The sequence below is a fragment of the Embleya hyalina genome (assembly GCF_003967355.1).
In the GTDB taxonomy this organism is placed as follows: domain Bacteria; phylum Actinomycetota; class Actinomycetes; order Streptomycetales; family Streptomycetaceae; genus Embleya; species Embleya hyalina.
On sequence record NZ_BIFH01000036.1, the window covers coordinates 138,403 to 159,130 of the forward strand.

The following is a 20,728-nucleotide window of genomic DNA, read 5'->3' on the forward strand; positions in this document are numbered from 1 at the left end:
ACCGGGAGGAGCACGGGTTGAGCGGGGCGGGAAACGTCGTCTTCGACAAGCGCGAGCAGTTGGAGAAGATCCAGAGCGGTCTGCTCCCGGGCGAGCAGATCATCGCGGTCTACGACGCGAAGGGCGTCGGCACCGGGTTCATCGGTCTGACCGATCGGCGCGCGATCATCCAGGACAACAGCTTCGTGGGCAAGAAGGTCGCGATCACCTCGCTGCCCTACTCGAAGATCAGCAGCGTCAGCATGGTCTCCAACAAGAGCTTCACCGGTTCCTACCTGAGCTCCAGCGAGATCGCGATCCACGTCGGCACGCAGACCTACAGCGTGGAGTTCCGCAGTGACGACAAGGGCCGACACGTGCACGACGTCATCCTGCACTACATCATGCGTTGAGCCGCTCGCTCAGCGTGTGGCCGTGGCCTCCCCGCGCAGGGGCAGGCCGGCCGCGCGGTAGATCGCGTCCATGACGCGCAGGGTGGGTACCGCGTCGGCCGCGGGCGTCAGGGGCGGCCGGCCGAGTCGGATCGCGTCCGCGAACGCCTGGAGTTGCAGGCGGTAGGTCGGCGTCCTCGCGGCCTCGCCCAGGTGTTCGTGCCGCCGGCGCTTGCCCACGCTCACGGTGAACCGGTGCGGCAGGTGCGGCATCAGGTAGTTGAATACGCGCATCTCGCCCCGCGTGCCCACCACGTGCGCACGCATGTCGAGCAGGCGCCGCGACCACATCGACGCGTGTACCGTGCCCAGGACACCGCCCGGCAGCCGCAACCGGGCCGACATCGCGCGGTCCACCCGGCGGTCGCGGGGTACGGTGAGCGCCCGCGCGCCCAGGACCTCGATCGGGTCGCCGTCGTCGTCGCCCGCCAGCACCCGCATGAGGTGTACGGCGTAGCATCCGGCGTCCATCAGCGACCCGCCCGCGAGGTCGTAGCGGTAGCGGATGTCGCCCGGCAGCGGCAGCGGGAAGCACATCGAGGTGTCGATCCGGCGGATCTCGCCCAATTCGCCGTCGTCGACGATCTCCCGCATCCGCCCCGCGAGCGGGTGGTAGCGGTAGTGGAAGGCCTCCATCGCGACCAGGCCCGCGCGCTCCGCCGCGTCGGCGATCTCGCGCGCCTCGGCCTCGTTGGCGGCCATCGGCTTCTCGCACAGTACGTGCTTGCCGGCCGCCAGCGCCCGGATCGTCCAGTGCGCGTGCAGTCCGTTGGGCAGCGGGATGTAGACGGCGTCCAGTTCGGGATCCGCGATCAGTTCGGCGTAGGTCGCGTGCACCCGCGGGACGCCCTGGCGTCGGGCGAACGCGTCGGCGCGGGCCGGCTCGCGCGCGGCGATCGCGGCCACCCGTACCTCCGGGATCAGCCGCGCGGGCCTGACCAGCGCGGCCGGCGCGATGCGAGCCGCGCCGAGTATCCCGATCCGGATCCGCTTCATGGCGTCATTCCCCTCGTCGCCATCCCACCCGATGCGCCCATGCCCCGGGAGTGTTCCCGAGGCCACGCTCCGGACCCACCCGGTGGGCCGTACCGGACTCGCTGTCCCGCATGTTAGGGGCGCACGCGCGTGCGTGGGAGAGATCGTCGGGACGAATCCCGACCGACCTTTCGGCGCGCCCAAGACGGGTACCCGCACGGGGGAGTCGGCGCCTGGGCTAGACTTGTCTTGACATCAAGATATCTGCGGGGCGCAGACCCCGGCATCCCCTACTTAGGGTCACCTTGCTTGGCGAAGGTCGAGTGGGTGTCGGCAGGATGCGGGAGAAACGCACAAGATCAAGGGAGACCGTCGTGTCCGCGAACAGCTTCGACGCTCGCTCCACCCTGAACGTGGGTGACGAGTCGTACGAAATCTTCCGGCTGGACAAGGTGGAGGGCAGCAAGCGCCTCCCCTACAGCCTGAAGGTCCTGCTGGAGAACCTGCTCCGCACGGAGGACGGCGCGAACATCACCGCCGATCACATCCGCGCCCTGGGCGGCTGGGACGCGAAGGCCGAGCCGAGCGAGGAGATCCAGTTCACGCCGGCGCGCGTGATCATGCAGGACTTCACCGGCGTGCCGTGCGTGGTGGACCTCGCCACGATGCGCGAGGCCGTGAAGGCCCTCGGCGGCGACGCCTCCCGGATCAACCCGCTCGCGCCCGCCGAGATGGTCATCGACCACTCGGTCATCGCCGACGTGTTCAACCGTCCGGACGCGTTCGAGATCAACACCGACATCGAGTACGGCCGCAACAAGGAGCGCTACCAGTTCCTGCGCTGGGGCCAGACCGCGTTCGACGAGTTCAAGGTCGTACCCCCCGGCACCGGCATCGTGCACCAGGTCAACATCGAGCACCTGGCCCGCACGATCATGGTCCGCAACGGGCAGGCCTACCCCGACACCTGTGTCGGCACCGACTCGCACACCACCATGGTCAACGGCTTGGGCGTGCTCGGCTGGGGCGTCGGCGGCATCGAGGCCGAGGCCGCCATGCTCGGTCAGCCGGTCAGCATGCTGATCCCGCGCGTGGTCGGCTTCAAGCTCTCCGGCAAGGCGCAGCCGGGCGTGACCGCCACCGACGTGGTGCTGACCATCACCGACATGCTGCGCAAGCACGGTGTGGTGGGCAAGTTCGTCGAGTTCTACGGCGAGGGCGTCGGCGCGGTGCCGCTGGCCAACCGCGCCACCATCGGCAACATGTCGCCGGAGTTCGGCTCGACCTGCGCGATCTTCCCGATCGACGCCGAGACGATCACCTACCTGCGCCTGACCGGCCGGGACGACAAGCAGCTCGCGCTGGTCGAGGCGTACGCCAAGGCCCAGGGGCTGTGGCACGACCCGAGCCACGAGCCGGAGTACTCGGAGTACATCGAGCTCGACGTCTCCACCGTGGTGCCCTCCATCTCCGGCCCCAAGCGCCCGCAGGACCGGGTCGTGCTGGCCGAGGCCAAGACCCGCTTCCGCGGCGCGCTGCCGGACTACGTCACCAACGGCGACGAGTCGGGCAAGGAGTCCTTCCCGGCCTCGGACGCCCCCACCGGTTCGAACGGTCGTGTGCACAACCCGACCAAGGTGGTCGGCGAGGACGGCGTCGAGTACGAGATCGACCACGGCGCGGTCGTGATCGCCTCGATCACCTCCTGCACCAACACCTCGAACCCGTCGGTGATGCTCGGCGCCGCGCTGCTCGCCAAGAAGGCCGTCGAGAAGGGCCTCACCCGCAAGCCGTGGGTCAAGACCACGCTCGCGCCCGGGTCCAAGGTCGTCATGGACTACTACGAGAAGGCGGGCCTGATCCCGTACCTGGAGAAGGTCGGCTTCTCGCTGGTCGGCTACGGGTGCGTGACCTGCATCGGCAACTCCGGCCCGCTGCCGGAGGAGGTCTCCAAGGCGGTCAACGAGGCCGACCTCGCGGTCGTCTCGGTGCTCTCGGGCAACCGCAACTTCGAGGGTCGGATCAACCCCGACGTCAAGATGAACTACCTGGCCTCGCCGCCGCTGGTGATCGCGTACGCGCTCGCGGGTTCGATGGACATCGACATCACCACCGAGCCGCTGGGCGTGGACCCCGAGGGCAAGCCGGTCTACCTCGCGGACATCTGGCCGAGCGACGAGGAGATCGCCGAGGTCGTGGCCTCCTCGATCGACCAGGACATGTTCATCGGCCGCTACGCCGACGTCTTCGCCGGCGACTCGCGCTGGCAGTCGCTGGAGATCCCGACGGGCGCCACCTTCGAGTGGGACCCGCAGTCCACCTACGTGCGCAAGCCCCCGTACTTCGAGGGCATGCAGATGCGGCCGGAGCCGGTGGTCGACATCGCGGGCGCGCGCGTGCTGGCCAAGCTCGGCGACTCGGTCACCACCGACCACATCTCGCCCGCGGGCTCGATCAAGGGCGACAGCCCGGCGGGCAAGTACCTGGCCGAGAACGGTGTCGAGCGCAAGGACTTCAACTCGTACGGCTCGCGCCGGGGCAACCACGAGGTGATGATCCGCGGCACGTTCGCGAACATCCGCCTGCGCAACCAGATCGCGCCGGGCACCGAGGGCGGCTTCACGCGTGACTTCACGCAGGCCGACGCCCCGGTCTCGACGATCTACGACGCGTCGGTGAACTACCAGGCCGCCGGCATCCCGCTGGTCGTGCTGGCGGGCAAGGAGTACGGCTCGGGCTCGTCCCGCGACTGGGCCGCCAAGGGCACCTCGCTGCTGGGTGTGCGTGCGGTGATCGCCGAGTCGTACGAGCGCATCCACCGTTCGAACCTGATCGGCATGGGCGTCATCCCGCTGCAGTTCCCGGCGGGCCGGAGCGCCGCGTCGCTGGGGCTCACCGGCGAGGAGACCTTCGCGTTCGAGGGCATCACCGAGTTGAACGAGGGCCGTACGCCCAAGACGGTCAAGGTCACCACCGACACCGGTGTCGCGTTCGACGCGGTCGTGCGCATCGACACTCCCGGTGAGGCGGACTACTACCGCAACGGCGGCATCATGCAGTACGTGCTGCGTTCGCTGGTGAACAAGGGCTGATCGCACACCGATCGGGGGCCGGGTACCGCTTCGCGGTCGCGGCCTCGCGGTGGTCACGCACCGGGCCGGGCTCCCTCGGGAGCCCGGCCCGGTGTTCGTGTTCCGCCGCGGCTATCGCCGGCGCTGTTCGGCGCGTCATCGGGATCGCCCCGCATGCGCCGTCGGCCCTCGCACCCGACCGCTCTCGTCGCCGGCGGGCGGTATCGGCGCGGGCGTCCTGGCGGGTGCGCCCGCGTGAGCCTGCGCCGGCGGGCGCATCGGCTCCGCGAGTGCGGGCGCAGGCGCACGAGCACGAGCGTCAAGCGCGCGGGCGCAGGCGCGGGCGCAGGCGATGGTGCGGCCGGTCGGTTTCCCGACCGGCCGCACGGTCAGTGTTGCGGTTGGCCCATGTGGGCGACAGGGCTACCGCGCCGGTTCACTCAAAAGGGGGAAGGCGCGGATCGCGCCGACGACCTCGCCGGCGCCGTACACCGGCGACTGCGCGAACGTGGCGAGGGTTTGCTCGTCCGCGCCCATGCGCCACAGCAGGGCCGCGATCGCGACGATGTGCGCCCGCGTCGCACCGTCCGCGATCTTGACCGCGGCACCGCGGCCGTCCGGTAGGCCCACCGCGTACACCGCCTCCGCGCCGTCCTTGGCGAGCAGTCCCGGGATCGCCCGCATCAGGTCCGTCACATCGCGACCGGTGCCCGCGACCCACTGCGGGTGCGCCCGCATCGCGTCCGCGATCCGCCGTTCGGGCGCGCCCTCGGCCGCCCCCGCGAAGCGCCCGAACGAGCGGGCCAGGCCGGCGAGCGAGATGGCGAACAGCGGCGCCCCGCATCCGTCCACGCCGACCGCCGCGACGGGCTCGCCGGCGACGTCCTCCACCGCTTGGCGGACGGCCTTTTGCAGCGGGTGCTCCGGCGCCAGGTAGTCCTCGGTCGACCAGCCATTGCGCACGCACGTGAGCAACATCGCCGCGTGCTTGCCCGAGCAGTTCATCGCGATCCGCTCGGGGCCGCGACCGTCCGCCAGCCACGCGTCGCGCTGCGCCGCGCCCAGGGGCAGGTCCGGTACACACCGCAGCGCGCTCTCCGGCAGCCCCGCCCGGGCCAGGATGCGCCGGGTCCCCTCCAGGTGGAACGCCTCGCCGGAATGGCTCGCGCACGCGAGGGCGAGCAGCTCGCCCTCCAGGTCCAGTCCGTTGCGCAGCATCGCGAGGCCCTGGAAGGGCTTGTTGGCCGAGCGCGGGAACATCGGCGCGTCGACCGCGCCGTGGCCCTCGACCACCGACCCGTCGGTGCCGGTCAGTACGGCCGTGCCGTGGTGTACCGATTCCAGGAAGCCGTTGCGCCACACGCCGACCAGCGGTATGTGGGCGAAGGCGGCCTCATCGCCGGAGCGGGCGGCCTGAATCACGGGTCCTCCGTAGGTTGGCGGCGGCCCGAAGGGGCCGGGGTGCGGCGGTGTCGGTCGAACGTGGGTGCGGGGTGTACCCCTCAATGATCCACATGTGCATTCTCGGCCGACCACCGCGCATAATCGAACATATGTACGGCAATGGCGATCGAGACACCCCGGCCTGGGAGCGGCCGGGTCGTTTCGCGCATGCGGCGACGGGGGACGAGGCGCAGGCCAGGCCGCGCGGGAAGGACGGAATCGCGCCGGCGGGTTGGCCGCGGGGTGTTCGACCGCCCGGGGCGCCGGGGTGGGAGGACACCGCCGTCGCATGGTTGTACGACCTGTGTCCGCCCGGTTATCGAAGCCATGAGGTACTGCGCAAATACCCGGTGATCCTGGCCCGGATGGCCCGCCAGCACGTGGCGGCGGCGCTGGCCGCGGCGCGGCACGGCTACGGCACGGCGCGCGTCGACCTCAAGGAGGCGGTGCCCGTGCACGCGCTGGAGGCGACGTTGCGGATGTACGAGTACGAGGGTTCGCGCGCGGCGGCCACCGAGCGCGCGGTCCGCCTCGTCGAGGAGGCGCTGGGCGGCGAGCGGTGGGAACCGCGACTGTGACGCCGGCGACCATCCGGGGCGGCTGTCCGGTTGGTCGGGCGGGGCGGAACGGCCGCCGGGGGCGAAAGGGGTGTTCGCCGCCTTCCCCGCGCCGTGTGCGCGCGGAGTGGCGAATAGAGGCCCGATCGTGACGCCCGCGTTCAGGTTTGACGCTTCTGTGTGAGCAGAGGGCACATTAGAGTTCAGGACTTGCACACGGCACGTGCTTCAGATGCACCGGGGCGAGGGGAACGCAGATGTCCGACGGCATGACGGGGGCCCGCTTTCCGGAGGCCCAGCCGCCGGGGTCGCCCTCGTCGGGGTCCCAGTCCTCGCTGCATCGGGGCAATCTCGACCGGGTCCTGCACGCGGTGCGGATGGCGGGAGCGCTCACCCAGGCCGAGATCGCCAGGGGCACCGGCCTGTCCGCGGCGACGGTGTCGAACATCGTACGGGAGTTGAAGGCCCTCGACATGGTCGAGGTCACCCCCACCTCCTCCGGCGGACGGCGTGCCCGCGCCGTCTCGCTCAGCCGGGCGTCGGGCGTGGTCGTCGGCATCGACTTCGGACACCGCCACCTGCGGGTCGCGATCGGCGACTTCGCGCACCGCGTGCTCGCCGAGGAGCATGTCCCGATCGACGTCGACTCCTCCGCCGACGAGGGCTTCGCCCTCGCCGACCGGCTGCTCGGGGTGCTTCTCGACCGGGCCGGCGTGGTCCGCTCCGAGGTCACCGGGGTCGGCCTCGGCGTGCCCGGCCCGATCGACATCGACACCGGCGCGCTCGGCTCGACCACGATCCTGCCGGGCTGGGTGGGCTGCCACCCGCGCGAGGCGATGGGCGAGCGCCTGGGTCTGCCGGTCCTGGTCGACAACGACGCCAACCTCGGCGCGCTCGGCGAGTTGGTGTGGGGCGCGGGCGTGGGATGTACCGAGATGGCCTACCTCAAGGTGTCCGGCGGCGTGGGCGCGGGTCTGGTGATCGGCGGCCGGCTCTATCGCGGCCCCGGCGGCACGGCGGGCGAGATAGGTCACATAACGCTGGACGAGTCCGGCCCGGTGTGCCGCTGCGGCAACCGGGGCTGCCTGGAGACCTTCACCAACGCCTCCTACCTCCTGGACCTGCTGCGCGGCAGCCACGGCACCGACCTGACCATCCAGCGCATGATCGAACTCGCCGGGGCCGGCGACGCGGGGTGTCGCCGGGTGGTCGCGGACGCCGGCCGGCACGTCGGGGTGGGCGTGGCCAGCCTGACGAACCTGCTCAATCCGCAACGGATCATCCTCGGTGGCGACCTCGCGGGCGCCGGCGACCTGCTGATCGCGCCGATCGTCGAGTCGGTCGGCCGCTACGCCATCCCCAGCGCTTCGCGCCGATTGTCCGTGGTCACCGGCTCGCTCGGCGAGCGCGCCGAGGTGCTGGGCGCGATGGCGATGGTGATGAGCGAGATGGCCCCCTTCGCGATCGAACGCACGCCCGAGCCGCAGATCGCGGGCGCCGCGATGTGAGCCGTGCCGCACGGATGGCGCGGCGTGGTGGGTCGATGCGAACCATCCGTCGGCATCGCCGCGTCTAGACTCGATGGACGCCTCTCCCGCACGCACACCCGTGGGGGCGGTGACGGATCCGATGAAGGAGGAACGGGTGGCCCTGCTGGACGGCATTCGAGGACCCCGTGATCTCAAAGCCCTCTCGCCCGAGCAGCTCGCACGGCTCGCGGACGAGATCCGCACCTTCCTGGTGGAGTCCGTCGCCAAGACCGGCGGACACCTGGGTCCCAACCTCGGTGTGGTCGAGTTGACCATCGCGATGCACCGGGTGTTCGAGTCCCCGCGCGACAAGATCCTCTTCGACACCGGACACCAGAGCTACGTGCACAAGATCGTGACCGGTCGCAAGGACGGGTTCGACCGGCTCCGTCAGGCCGACGGCCTGTCGGGCTACCCCAGCCGCGCCGAGTCCGAGCACGACGTGATCGAGAACTCGCACGCCTCCACGGTGTTGTCCTGGGCCGACGGCCTGGCCAAGGCCTACCAGGTGCGCGGCCAGACCGACCGGCACGTGGTCGCGGTGATCGGCGACGGCGCGCTCACCGGCGGCATGGCCTGGGAGGCGCTGAACAACATCGCCGCGGCCAAGGACCGGCCGGTGATCATCGTCGTCAACGACAACGAGCGCTCCTACGGTCCCACCCAGGGCGGCCTCGCCGACCACCTGGCGACGCTGCGCACCACGCGCGGCTACGAGCGGTTCCTCGAGTGGGGCAAGGGCGTCCTGGGCCGCACCCCGGTCGTCGGCGGCCCGGTCTACGACATGCTGCACGGCGCCAAGAAGGGCCTGAAGGACGCGGTCGCGCCGCAGGGCCTGTTCGAGGACCTGGGCCTGAAGTACGTCGGCCCGATCGACGGGCACGACGTCGAGGCCGTGGAGAACGCGCTGCGCCGGGCCCGCGGCTTCGGCGGGCCGGTGATCGTGCACGCGATCACCCAGAAGGGCAAGGGCTACGCGCACGCGGTCAACGACGCGGCGGACCAGTTCCACGCGGTGGGTGTGATCAACCCCGAGACCGGCCTGCCGGTGAAGAAGTCGGGCGCGTCGTGGACGTCGGTGTTCGCCGACGAGATCGTCGCCGTCGCCGACGAGCGGGAGGACGTCGTGGGCATCACCGCCGCGATGCTGATCCCGGTCGGGCTGCACAAGTTCGCCGCGAAGTATCCCGAGCGGGTGTTCGACGTCGGGATCGCCGAGCAGCACGCGGTCACCTCGGCGGCGGGCCTGGCCACCGGCGGGCTGCACCCGGTGGTCGCGGTGTACGCGACCTTCCTCAACCGCGCCTTCGACCAGGTCCTGATGGACGTCGCGCTGCACAGGTGCGGGGTGACGTTCGTGCTCGACCGGGCCGGGGTGACCGGGCCGGACGGGGCCAGCCACAACGGCATGTGGGACATGTCGATCCTCCAGGTCGTGCCGGGGCTGCGCCTGGCCGCGCCGCGTGATGCCGCGCAGGTGCGTGCGCAGGTGCGCGAGGCGATGGACGTCGACGACGCGCCGACCGTGGTGCGTTTCGGCAAGGGCGCGGTGGGCCCCGACATCGAGGCGGTCGGCCGGATCGACGGCATGGACGTACTGCGCCGCACCGGCCCCGAGCGCAACGGCGGCGGCGAGGGCGGCGACGTGCTGATCGTGACCGTCGGGCAGATGGCCGAGACCGGGATCGAGGTCGCCGACCGGCTCGCCGACCAGGGCATCGCGGCGACCGTGGTCGACCCGCGCTGGGTCAAGCCCGTACCGGCCGGCCTCGCGCCGCTCGCGGCCCGGCACCGGCTCGTGGTCACCATCGAGGACAACGGCCGCGCCGGCGGTGTCGGCGCGGCGATCGCCCAGTCGATGCGCGACGCCCGGGTGGACGTACCGCTGCGCGACTTCGGCATCCCGCAGGAGTTCCTCGACCACGCCGAGCGGAACGAGGTGCTGGCGCGGATCGGGTTGAACGCCCAGGACATCTCGCGCCAGGTGGTCGAGGAGATCGCGTCCAAGACCGCCGAAGCCGACGCCGAGCAGCACGAGACGACGGCCTGACCGAGGGCTCGCGCCACGACGGCCCCGAGGCGCGGGACGGGAGGGGTACACCTTCCCGTTCCGCGCCCCGGGGCCGTTTCGCGTGTCCGGGCGCGGGTGCGGGCGGCGCCTTCGAGGAGCGGGCGCGACGGCGACGAGTATCGGGATCACCCTGACGCGCCGGGGATCGATCCCCCGTAAACAGGAGTGAAAGCCCCGATCATGGCAACGGTCTCCGCCACCAGGAGGTGTTGCCATGGCCAACGTTTTGTTTCGGACCAAGAACATCGAACAGTCCATCCAGGACACCGACGAACCCGAAGGGCACGGCCTGCGCCGGGAGTTGTCCGCCTTGGACCTGATGGTCTTCGGGGTCGGCGTCGTGGTCGGCACGGGCATCTTCGTGCTCACCGGCACGGCGGCGAAGGACTACGCCGGCCCCGCGGTCGCGCTGTCCTTCGTGCTGGCGGGGTTCGTCTGCGGGCTCGCCGCGCTGTGCTACGCCGAGTTCGCGTCGACGGTCCCGGTGGCGGGTTCCGCGTACACGTTCTCCTACACCACGCTCGGCGAATTACCCGCGTGGATCATCGGATGGGACCTGATCCTCGAACTCGCGCTCGGCGTCGGGGTGGTCTCGATCGGCTGGTCGGGGTATCTGAACTCGCTGCTCTCACAGGCGGGTCTCGAACTGCCGGAGGCGATCACGGCCGCGCCGGGCGACGGGGGCAAGGTCAACCTGCCGGCGCTGCTGCTGGTGCTCGGGGTCGCGGTGATCCTGGTTTTCGGGGTCAAGTTGTCGGCGCGGTTCAATCTGGTGATGGTCACCATCAAGATCGCGATCGTGCTGCTCGTGATCTTCGCCGGGCTGTTCTTCGTCAAGTCCGGCAACTACAACCCGTTCGTGCCCGATTCACGGCCGCCGGCGTCCGGTCACGGCGGGCTCAAGGCGCCGCTGGTACAGACCCTGTTCGGGTTCGAGCCGCAGATCTACGGCGCGATGGGGATCTTCTCCGGCGCGGCGCTGGTGTTCTTCGCGTACATCGGCTTCGACGTGGTCGCCACCGCCGCCGAGGAGACCCGCAAACCCCAGCGCGACATGCCGATCGGGATCCTCGGCTCGCTGGTGATCTGCACGATCCTGTACGTCTCGGTGTCGCTGGTCGTGGTCGGGATGCAGCGCTACGACATGTTGTCCTCCGCCGCCCCGCTGGCGGAGGCGTTCCGGTCGGTCGACAAGGGCTGGATCGCGACGATCATCAGCATCGGCGCGGTGGCCGGGCTGACCACCGTGTGCATGATCCTGATGATGGGGCAGAGCCGGGTCTTCTTCGCGATGAGCCGGGACGGGCTGCTGCCGCCGCTGTTCGCCAGGGTGCATCCCAAGTTCGGCACGCCGCACGTCAGTACGATGCTGATCGCGGTGGTGGTCGCGGCGATCGCCGGGTTCACCCCGATCCACGAGATCGACGTGATGGTCAACATCGGGACGCTGTTCGCGTTCCTGGTGGTCGCGGCGAGCGTGTTGATCCTGCGCCGGACCAGGCCGGAGTTGCCGCGGGCGTTCCGGGTGCCGTTCGTGCCGTGGTTGCCGATCCTGTCGATGCTGGCCACGTTGTGGTTGATGATCAACCTCAGTGGCGAGACGTGGCTGCGGTTCCTGGTGTGGATGGTGGCCGGGTTCGCCGTCTACTTCTTCTACGGGACCAGGCACAGCCGACTGCGTTGACGCGTGGGCCGGTTGCCGTGCCGTCGACGGGTCGGGTCCGGGTTCGTTCGGATCCGAGCCCGCCGACGGCGCGGTGGCGGGGGCGGGTCAGTCCCAGAGTCGGTCGGTGTACGTGTCGGTGCCGACCACGGTGGGGATCCACGGGGCGCAGTAGGTGACCCGGCCGATGCCGGAGGCGTCGATGCGCGCGGCCCACTCGCGGAAGGCGTCCCAGCTCTCGCGCGGGTCGCCCTCGAGGAAGTAGAGCTGCATGCTGCGTGTGGCGGCGTTCGGGTCGCGCGGGACGAAGGCGGGCGCGTCGTCCTTGAGCGGGACCGCGGTCCAGGCGGCGACCGAGGCGATCGGGGACTCGCGGAGGAAGTCCGGCAGGTGGGTGGAGAACCACTTCTCCAGGTCCTCCTGCGAGACGCCCTCCTCGCGCTGTACGGCGAGCGAGACCAGGCCCTGGTAGTTGCGGTCGAGCGCGAGTTCCAGCGGGACCGGGTCCTCGTCGCGATACCAGCGGCTGTCGTGCAGGTACATGGCGGTGTGCGCGTGCACCCGGTGCCGGAAGCCGCGGTCGTTGCCGTAGAGCCAGTTGACCTGGTCGACGGCCCACGCGTTCCACTCGTCGAACTGGCCGTCGTTGATCCAGTAGATCGCGACGTAGGAGCCGGCCCCGATGGCGGGTACGACGTCGCTGTCGGCCGGGAAGCGCAGCGCCTTGAGGTCGGCGGTGGCCACCCAGCGGCTGCCGGCGAGCAGGCCGGGGCCGATCATGCAGCCGGCGTAATAGTGGTCGCGCTCGTACCAGCGGTTGTAGCTCACCTCGTGGCCGCGCTCGGGGTCCACGGCGGTGAACAGCATGCTGCCCACCCGGATCGGGTATTCGGCGAAGCTCATGACGTGACTGCCTTTCGGGTCGTGCGGTGACTCGTGTCGGGACGGGGCCGGTCGGGGGACCGGGGCCGGATGGTGGGGCCGGTGGTCGGGGCGGGTGGCCCGGGCCGCCGGCGGTCAGGCTTGCCGGCGGAAGCGGGTGGTGCGGTGTTCGGGGTCGGTGTCGAGCTTGGGGATGACGTGCCGGCCGAACAGTTCGATGGTCTCGAGCGTGTTCTCGCGGTCGTCGCAGCCGAGGCCGAGGACGAGCTGGTCGACGCCGACCGATTCGTAGGCGCGCACCGCGTCCAGGACGCCGTCCGGGTCGCCGCAGATCAGCGCGCCGGCGTCGGCGGCGAACTCGACCAGTTCGGGGGTCAGGTCGGGCATCGTCTCGGGCCAGTAGGGGATGCCCTCGGGGTGCGGGAAGGTGTCGTGGTAGCGGAAGACGTTGCTGGTGAGGTACATCGGCCGGGCGGCGACGGCGTTGGCGATGGCGCGTTCCTTCGTTTCCGCGACGAAGCCGGTGCTGACCGCGAGTACGTTGTCGTTGACGAAGTCGGCGATCGGTTCGGCGTTGACGATCTCGCGCTTGTAGCCGGCGACCAGTTGCTCGGCGCTCGCCGGGTCGCCGATCGAGAAGCCGAGGACGCCCAGGCCCATGCGCGCGGCCATCAGGTAGGAGGGCGGGCTGCCGGCGGCGTACCACATGGCGGGGTGCGACTTGCCGTACGGCTTGGGCAGGATCCGGCGCGGTGGGAGTTGCCAGTAGGTGCCCTGGTAGCCCTCGTAGACGTCCTGGAGGAACATCTTCGGGAACTCGCGGATCACGTCCTCCCAGATCGCCTTCGTCTCGGACATGTCCTCGATGCCGGGGAGGAAGCCGAGGATCTCGTGGCTGCCGGCGCCGCGTCCGGTGCCGAACTCGAAGCGGCCGCGGGTGAGGTGGTCGAGCATCGCGACGCGTTCGGCGACCTTGGCCGGGTGGTTGACCTGGGGGAGCGGGTTGAAGATGCCGGAGCCGATGTGTATGCGCTCGGTCGCGTGTGCGAGGTAGCCGCACATGACGTCGTTGGCGGACAGGTGCGAGTACTCGTCGAGGAAGTGGTGCTCGCTCAGCCACGCGTACTTGAATCCGGCCCGGTCGGCGGCGATCGCGAAGTCCATGTCGTTCATCAGGGCTTCGTGTTCGGCGTTCGGGTTCCCCTCGCGTCGGAACGCCGGGTTGTAGCCCTGAAGAAAGATGCCGAATTCCATTGCACTCTCCCAGTTCCGCGGTCGGGGCGGGTGGTCGGTCGGTGTGCTCGGGTGGTTCGGGGCGGAGCGGGGCGGGGCGGTCGCGAGGGGTCGCCGGCGGGCTCTGGCGGGCGCCGGCGGGTGCGGGCGGCGGGGGCGGCGGGGTCAGGGGGTGAAGGTGCCGTCCGGGCGACGGACCCAGCCGGAGGCGGCCATGGTGCCGCCGTCGACGTGCAGGGTGGTGCCCGTGACGAAGCGGGCGAGGTCGCCGGCGAGGAAGACGATCGGGGCGGCGCAGTCGTCGGCCTCGCCGAGGCCCAGGGGCACCTTGGCGCCGTAGTCGTACGCGCCCTCGGCCGTTTCGAACGTCTCCGCGAGACCGGCGTCGCCGGGGGTGGGGATGGCGTCGGGGGCGACGCAGTTGACCCGGATGCGGCGGTGCGAGAGTTCGAGCGCGAGCGACTTGGTGAGTTGTTCGACGGCGGCCTTCATCGCGGCGTACACCGCGAAGCCGGGCGCGGCGCGGAACGCCTCGATGCTGGTGACGTTGACGATCGAGCCGCCGTCGCGCATGAGCGGGGCGCCGTGTCGGATCACGTGCGTGACCGAGGTGAAGTTCTCGTCGACCAGTGCGCTCTGGCCCTTGGGACGGACATCCAGGAACGGCGACCAGAAGCCGCCGCCGGCGTTGTTGACGAGGACGTCGAGCGGGCCGAGGGCGGTGTGGGCGTCGTGGAGGAAACGTGCGACGCCGTCGCCGTCGCGGACGTCGAGTTCCATCGCGAAGGCCCGCCGGCCGGTGGCCTCGATCGCCTTGGCGGTCTCCCGGAGACCGGTGGGCTCGCGGTCGCAGACGGCGACGTCGGCGCCGAACCTGGCGAGTGCGAGGGCCGTCGCCGCGCCGATGCCCCGGGCCGCGCCGGTGACCACGGCCACTCGATCGGTGAGCAGGGCGGCGGAAGGGTCGAGCAGCACGGGGGCACCTCACTGTGGATCGCGTACGTTGTCGCCTCGGCGCGGGGCCGCCCATCGCGGGCCGTGCTCTGCGCTGGGGTCACCATGCCACCTGACGACCCGTCACCTGAAGGGAGACAGGCGTCTTTTTCCGTTCCGGGGCATCGATGTCGCCGCAGGGGCGCAGGTGATCTGACGGTGTGTCAGTCAAAAGTGGCGGACATCACCGGCGCGAACCACCCCCACGACCGCACCCGCAACGCCCCGACGACCGCCCACGCACCCGCATCCGTATCCGCATCCGTATCCGCGATCGTGCCCGGGGCTGCTGCCACCGGCCCCGCAGGCGTGGGTGACCACAGGCGGCCGCGGTTGCCCTCGCAGCCGCCGAAGCCCGAGGCCACCCTCGCGGTCGCCGGAGTCCGAGGTTGCCCCGCAGTCGCCGGTAGCCGGAGGTCGCCCGTGTGGTCGCCGGAGTCCGAGTTTGCCCTCGCAGCTGCTGGAGTCCGAGGGCGGTCCTGTGGTCGCAGGGGCCCGAGGTCGGCCTTGCAGGCTCCTCCTGCCCGCAAGCGCAGTCGGTGTCCGCCGGAGGGCGCCCGCGTGGGGTCAGGTGTCGCTTGCCGGCGAGCGCGGGTGGTAGCGCCGGCGAGTGCGGTGTCGCTCGGCCGAGGCCGCCCCTGCAGGCGCAGGCGGTCGAGGTCGTCCCCGCACGCGCAGTCGGTGTCCGCCGGAGGGTGCCCGCGTGGGTGTAGGTGTGGCTTGCCGGTGCGTGCGGGTGGTAGCGCCGGCGGGTGCGGTGTCGCTCGGCTGGGGTCGCCCCTGCAGGCGCAGGCGGTCGAGGTTGTTCCCGCAAGTGCGGTCGGTGTCCGCCGGAGGGTGCCCGCGTGGGCGTAGGTGTGGCTTGCCGGCGCGTGCGGGTGGTAGCGCCGGCGGGTGCGGTGTTGCTCGGCCGAGGTTGCCCCTGCAGGTGCCGGCGCCGGCGGTCGAGGTCGTCCCTGCGGGCGCACTCGCCATTCGTCACCCGCCTGAGGCCGCCTCGCGGGTGCATGTGTCTTTCGTTTGGTACGTGCCGGGGCCGGTTCTGGCTGAGGCGTTTCCGCAGGCGTGGGCGGCGGCTGTTCGAGGGTGCTCGGGGTCGTGGCTGCGGGTGTGTGGGTTGTTCGGTTGCGTGTGTACGGGGCCGGAGCATGGGGCGCATGTGGTGCTCGTTCGCCGGCGGGGCAGGGGTCACCGGTGGTTCGCATGGATTGTCCGAAATCCATGCGGGCCGGTGATGGTGCTCACTACGCTCTGCGACGTGGCGCTATCTCCCGATTCCTGCGGCATCGTGGCCGACTTCGGAACGTGGCTCGCGCGGGTCGGTCGGCCTGCCCGGGATGCCGAGCGGATGATCGATGTCCTCGGCACTCTGCTCGATCTGCGGGTCGCGTGCCTGCGGCTCGACGATCACACCCGCTGGCGGGCCGGCGATCTGAACGCGCTGCTCGAGACGCTGGTGCCGGCGCATGTCGCGCTGCCCCGCGAGGACACGGTGGCGCTGGTGGTGCCCGCGCTGCGGTTGTTCCTGGAGTTTCTGCGCGAGCAGGGTCCGCTGCACCCGGACAGCGACCGGCTCGTCCCGTTGTTCGAGGTGCTGGATCGGCACGAGGGCGAATTGCCGGCGAGGATGGCCGACTCGCGGCGGTGGGGCTCGGCGAAGAAGTTGTTCGTGGCGGGCTATGCGACCGGGCCCGGGCGGGGGCGGGCGTTGCCGGCGGTGCGGCTGCCGGACGAGCGGGAGTTGGCTCGGGCCGCCTCGGCCGCGCCGTCGTTCGCCGCCGCCCTCACCCTTGCCCGCTGGGTCGGTCGCGGGCGTCCGGTGACCGCGACCGGGGTTCTGCGACTGGCGCCCGCGGCCGAGGCGGTGCGGCTGCTCGGCATCGACGAACCGGTCGCCGGCGTGCGCAGTGCGCGCGACGTGGAGCCGTTGCACCAGGTGTGGTCGATCGCGTGTACGGCCGGCCTGATCGAGGTCGGGCGTACGGTCGCGACCGCCGGCGAGCTTGCCCGGGCGCTGGCGGTCGGGCGACCCGGGGACGTCCTGCGGGTGTGGTCGAGCCTGTGGGAGGGCGTCGCGGTCGGCGAGGCCACCGGACGACCCGAGGTGCGGCGGGCCGCGCACGTGCTGCGCGGCGGCGATGTGATCCGCGAGTTGTTGCGGGAGTTGTACGACCACGCGGGTCGGTGGGTGCCGATGGGTGGGCTGTTCGAATTGCTCTCGTACACGCCCGACGGGCGGCCCCGGTCGCCCGCGGTCGCCGACCCGGCGCTGTTCACCGGTCTGTCATTGGCGCATCAGATGGACGATCTGCGGGCGTTCGGCGTGCTGGAGATCCGTGAGCTGGTGGGTGGCGGGGCGCCGTTCATGGCGGTGCGGTTGACCCCGTTGGGGATGTACGGGCTGCGCACCCGCTTCCTGGAACTGGGCGTGCCCGCCCCGATCACCGGCCCGGGCGGTTGCGACGAACCCGCGCTGCCGCCGCTGTACGTGCCGCCCCGATCCGAGTGCGCGTTGGCCGCGCGGATGTCGCCGTTGATGGCGCAGGCGGCCGCGCTCGCGGAGTACGTCGAGCGGCACGGGCCGTTGCCGATCACCCACGAGGGGGTACTGGCGACCGCGGTCGCCGACTGCGTCATGGCCGAACTCGGCATCCCCCGGCAGCCGGCGCGGGCCGAGGGGCCGCCCCGTACCGCCCGGGACGAGCATGCGCTGCACCGGCGGTGGACGCTCGCGATCGGCACCGGGCTGCTGGTGCCGAACGACGGCGCGGTGCGGGTCGCGGACGGCCTGCGGGTGTGGCGCGAGGGGGACGACGGCGAGCTGATCGCGCTGGCCGCGCGCGCGATGGTGGTGGTGGCCGAGGACAACGCGACGTTCGGGGAGGCGCACGACGAGCGTTGGGACGTCCCCGAGGGGCTGGCCGCGTCGCTGTTCACCGGGCTGGTGCAACTCGGCGGGCCGCTCCCGGTGTCGCTGTTCGTCGGCCTCGCGGTGCGCCGCGACCTCGACCACGTGGTGCGGATGTTGCCACCCGAGCCGCCCGCCGACGACGAGGCCTTCGCGCTGGGACGGATCCTGGACGCGCCCGACCTGGTCGGCGAGATGGGTCGCCTGTGCGGGACGGATGGCCCCGACACTGCGCCGGCCCCACCGTCACCCCCGCACCCGCCGGCATCCGCGTCGCCCCCGCACCCGCCGGCGACCACGCCTGTGCCCCCGCCGGCTCCACCGTCACCCCCGCACCCGCCGGCGACCGCGCCGGCGACCGCACCTGCGCCCGCGACCGCGTCCCCGCCCCCGTCACCCCCGCACCCGCACCCGCACTCGCCCGCGTCGGGGACGTCCGCCTCCCCCGTCGAGTGGTCCGGCGAGGTGCTGGCCCGGGTCCGGGCGGGGGTGATCCTGCTCGCCGACCGCCTGGCCGCGCTCGGCATCGTCCGGCGCACCGCCGAGGGCATCACCCTCACCGGCCTGGGCGGCACCCTCGTGCACCGGATGTTTCGCGAGCAGGGCCTGCCGGTCGCCACCGTCGACGACTACACCGCCGCCTCGGGCGCCCGCCTGCTCGGCGCGATGGGGGCGTGGCCGCGACCGATCGCCACACGCACGTTCGCGAGTTGGATCGGCTGCCGCCCGATCGACGCCGCGCTGTCCGAGCTGTGCGCGGTCGCGGGGGCCGCCGGACCCACCGAGCGGCTGATGCTCTTCGCTCACGTGGGTGACGCCGACCTGCCCGAGGCCGCCGTCGAACAGGCCCTCGCCGACGCCGGCGCCGACCCCACGCTGGCCCCGCACGTGTGGAACTGGCGGCTGACCCACGACCGCGACGTACCGCCCGCGACGCTGCGCACGCTCGCCTGGCTCACCGCCGACAACGCCGCCGCGGCGCTGCTCGGCCGACACGAGGCGGCGGTCCTGGGCCTGCTCACCGAGGTGACGGGCAGTCAGGGACCGGGCGCGGACGTGGTCTTCGGCGAGCTGGCGACGATGGGCCACCCCTGCGCCGAGGACGTCCTGCGGTTCGCCGAGACCACCCACCCCGACCCCGCGGTCGCCGGCGCCGCCCGCCGCGCCCTGCACCGCCTGCGCTGAGCGGTCACGGTCGCCAGAGTTCGCCGGGGGCCGGCTCCGGCCACGGGATGTCGGCGCGGACGGCGGCGAACAGTACCCGGCATCGCGCCTCGTCGAGCAGGACCACGCTCTGCCCGCCGCCGCGCTCGGCGAAGCCGGACACGGGCGCCGTGCGAAAGGCCAGGTCGGACTCGTCGATGCCCTTGAGATCGGTGGCCAGGTCGAGCAGTGCCTTGAAGTTCAGATTGTCGTCCACCGTCAGCGACTTGGTCAGCGACTGCAGCAGGTTCTCGGTGCGCAGCGGACTGCCGAGCACCCCCTCCGCGGTGATCTGCTTCGCGATCGCGCCCAGGAGTTGTTGCTGGTGTGCCACCCGGTCGAGGTCGCCGCGCTGCAGCCCGTAGCGCTGCCGGACGAACTCCAGCGCCTTGGTGCCGTCCAGCCTGGTCCGGCCCTGGTCGGCGTCCACGGACACCCCGCCGAGCGCGTCGACCATGCCCTTGAACCCGCCGAAGTCCACCGCCGCGTAGTGGTCGATCCGCACACCGGTCAGATTTTCGATCGTGGCCACCAGCAGTGCCGGCCCGCCCCACGAAAAGGCCGCGTTCAGCTTGGCCTCGCCGTGCCCCGGGATGGAAACCCACGCGTCGCGCGGCAGCGAGATCGCCGAGATGGACGCCCGGCCCGCGGGCAGGTGCAGGATCATCATGGTGTCGCTGCGCCGCCCCTGCAGCGCCTCGGGGTCGGCGCCGGCCGCCGCCGCGTCCATGCCCACGAGCAGGATGTTCAGCGCCCGGCCGGCGGCGGGATCGGCCGGCGGACGCGGCCCGGCGGCGGGGATGCCCGACCGGTCGAACACGCCGTCGATGCGCTTGATGTTGGAGTTCAGCGAGTACAGCAGCCAGGCCGTACACCCGCCGACCACCAGCAACGACAGGGTCAGCAGACCGACCAGGGCGACGGCCGCCTTGCGCCGGCGCGACCACGGCTCGCGCGCGGGCGCCGGGGCCGGCTCGAACTGCCCCTCCGCCCCGTCGGCCGAATCGTTCGTTCTGTCCGCCTCGTCGGGGTCGGCCGACTCACTCGCTGTGTCTGCTTCGTCGGCCTCGGCCGACTCGCCCGTCGCATCCGGCGCATCCTTCATGCGCAGAAGTTAGCGGACCAACTGTCGGAAATGGCAGGGGATTCGCGGATCAGTGCTGATCCGAGATCGGACGGCGCATGCACACCCGGGGCCAACGATCGAGTCCGAGCGCCGCCTCGTGTGCTCGGATCGCCGCCAAACCCGGCGTCACTTCGGCCGAGGCGAGCGTGCGGAACCCGATCCGCGCGTAGTAGGGGGCGTTCCAGGCCACATCCCGGAACGTGGTCAACGTCAGCGCGAGCCCGGTATCCGCCTGCACCCGATCGATCATCGCCCGCCCCAGACCGCGCCGCGCGCCGTCGGGATGTACCGAGACCTGCTCGATGTGCGCGGCCCCGTCCACGAGGTCCCAGATCACGTAGGCCAGCGCCGGCTCGCCGACCACCAGGCAGCGCCCGCCGGTGCGATACGCGTCCAACTCCTCGACGGACAACGGCTCGTCCGCCGCGATCTCCGGCATCCCCGCATCCAGGAAACGCGCCCCGGCCGCGACCTCGATCTCCCGCAACCGCTCGAGGTCGCGCACCGAGGCCCCACGCATCGCATCACTCATGATCACCATTGTGGCCGCCGCCGAGACCGCGCCCACCGCGCCCACCGGCGCGACCCCCCGTCCGCGCCCGCGACCCCCCTCCGTGCCCGCCCCCGTACCCGTCCGCGCCCC

General features: G+C 71.6%; 14 protein-coding genes. 7 read left to right on the forward strand and 7 right to left on the reverse strand.

The window, feature by feature from the left end; genetic code table 11:
• Window positions 1-17 precede the first annotated feature (17 nt).
• Window positions 18-392, forward strand: coding sequence for a PH domain-containing protein (locus EMA17_RS38240; RefSeq protein WP_126641802.1), 375 nt, complete (start codon window positions 18-20; stop codon window positions 390-392).
• Between the two features lie 9 nt (window positions 393-401).
• Here EMA17_RS38240 and EMA17_RS38245 read toward each other — a convergent pair whose 3' ends face one another.
• A complete protein-coding gene (locus EMA17_RS38245; RefSeq protein ID WP_126641803.1) occupies window positions 402-1,427 on the reverse strand; it encodes a Gfo/Idh/MocA family protein in 1,026 nt (341 codons plus the stop codon).
• Window positions 1,428-1,780: 353 nt separating this feature from the next.
• Here EMA17_RS38245 and acnA point away from each other — a divergent pair, with 353 nt between their 5' ends.
• Window positions 1,781-4,498 carry an aconitate hydratase AcnA gene (gene acnA, locus EMA17_RS38250; protein WP_126641804.1) on the forward strand — a complete coding sequence of 906 codons (2,718 nt, stop codon included), beginning with the start codon at window positions 1,781-1,783 and terminating at the stop codon, window positions 4,496-4,498.
• A gap of 402 nt (window positions 4,499-4,900) precedes the next feature.
• Here acnA and EMA17_RS38255 read toward each other — a convergent pair whose 3' ends face one another.
• Window positions 4,901-5,899, reverse strand: coding sequence for an asparaginase (locus EMA17_RS38255; protein ID WP_126641805.1), 999 nt, complete (start codon window positions 5,897-5,899; stop codon window positions 4,901-4,903).
• Between the two features lie 131 nt (window positions 5,900-6,030).
• Here EMA17_RS38255 and EMA17_RS38260 point away from each other — a divergent pair, with 131 nt between their 5' ends.
• The 4 genes from EMA17_RS38260 (at window position 6,031) to EMA17_RS38275 (ending at window position 11,761) form a co-directional block, all read left to right on the forward strand.
• Window positions 6,031-6,498, forward strand: a complete 468-nt coding sequence (locus EMA17_RS38260; RefSeq protein ID WP_218043208.1) for a hypothetical protein — start codon at window positions 6,031-6,033, stop codon at window positions 6,496-6,498.
• 356 nt (window positions 6,499-6,854) lie between these two features.
• Window positions 6,855-7,985, forward strand: a complete 1,131-nt coding sequence (locus EMA17_RS38265; protein ID WP_246127174.1) for an ROK family transcriptional regulator — start codon at window positions 6,855-6,857, stop codon at window positions 7,983-7,985.
• Between the two features lie 121 nt (window positions 7,986-8,106).
• Window positions 8,107-10,056 carry a 1-deoxy-D-xylulose-5-phosphate synthase gene (gene dxs, locus EMA17_RS38270; protein WP_126641806.1) on the forward strand — a complete coding sequence of 650 codons (1,950 nt, stop codon included), beginning with the start codon at window positions 8,107-8,109 and terminating at the stop codon, window positions 10,054-10,056.
• A gap of 235 nt (window positions 10,057-10,291) precedes the next feature.
• Window positions 10,292-11,761 (forward strand): amino acid permease, encoded by a 1,470-nt coding sequence (locus EMA17_RS38275; protein ID WP_126641807.1) that lies wholly within the window; start codon window positions 10,292-10,294, stop codon window positions 11,759-11,761.
• Between the two features lie 87 nt (window positions 11,762-11,848).
• Here the strand turns inward: EMA17_RS38275 and EMA17_RS38280 are convergent, their stop codons facing one another.
• From EMA17_RS38280 to EMA17_RS38290, 3 genes are all read right to left on the reverse strand, one after another.
• Window positions 11,849-12,643 carry a hypothetical protein gene (locus EMA17_RS38280; protein ID WP_126641808.1) on the reverse strand — a complete coding sequence of 265 codons (795 nt, stop codon included), beginning with the start codon at window positions 12,641-12,643 and terminating at the stop codon, window positions 11,849-11,851.
• 114 nt (window positions 12,644-12,757) lie between these two features.
• Complete coding sequence (locus EMA17_RS38285) at window positions 12,758-13,876, reverse strand: LLM class flavin-dependent oxidoreductase (RefSeq protein WP_126641809.1); 1,119 nt, start codon at window positions 13,874-13,876, stop codon at window positions 12,758-12,760.
• 144 nt (window positions 13,877-14,020) lie between these two features.
• Complete coding sequence (locus tag EMA17_RS38290; protein ID WP_126641810.1) at window positions 14,021-14,830, reverse strand: SDR family NAD(P)-dependent oxidoreductase; 810 nt, start codon at window positions 14,828-14,830, stop codon at window positions 14,021-14,023.
• A 1,276-nt stretch (window positions 14,831-16,106) separates the two neighbouring features.
• Here EMA17_RS38290 and EMA17_RS38295 point away from each other — a divergent pair.
• The gene (locus EMA17_RS38295; RefSeq protein WP_126641811.1) at window positions 16,107-18,941 is read left to right on the forward strand and encodes a hypothetical protein; all 2,835 of its coding nucleotides are present in this window, start codon (window positions 16,107-16,109) and stop codon (window positions 18,939-18,941) included.
• Between the two features lie 4 nt (window positions 18,942-18,945).
• On the opposite strand, the gene EMA17_RS38300 is transcribed toward EMA17_RS38295, so the two are convergent.
• On the reverse strand, window positions 18,946-20,064 hold the full coding sequence (locus tag EMA17_RS38300; protein WP_126641812.1) for an LCP family protein: 1,119 nt from the start codon (window positions 20,062-20,064) through the stop codon (window positions 18,946-18,948).
• 49 nt (window positions 20,065-20,113) lie between these two features.
• Window positions 20,114-20,617, reverse strand: coding sequence for a GNAT family N-acetyltransferase (locus tag EMA17_RS38305; protein WP_126641813.1), 504 nt, complete (start codon window positions 20,615-20,617; stop codon window positions 20,114-20,116).
• Between the last annotated feature and the right edge of the window lie 111 nt (window positions 20,618-20,728).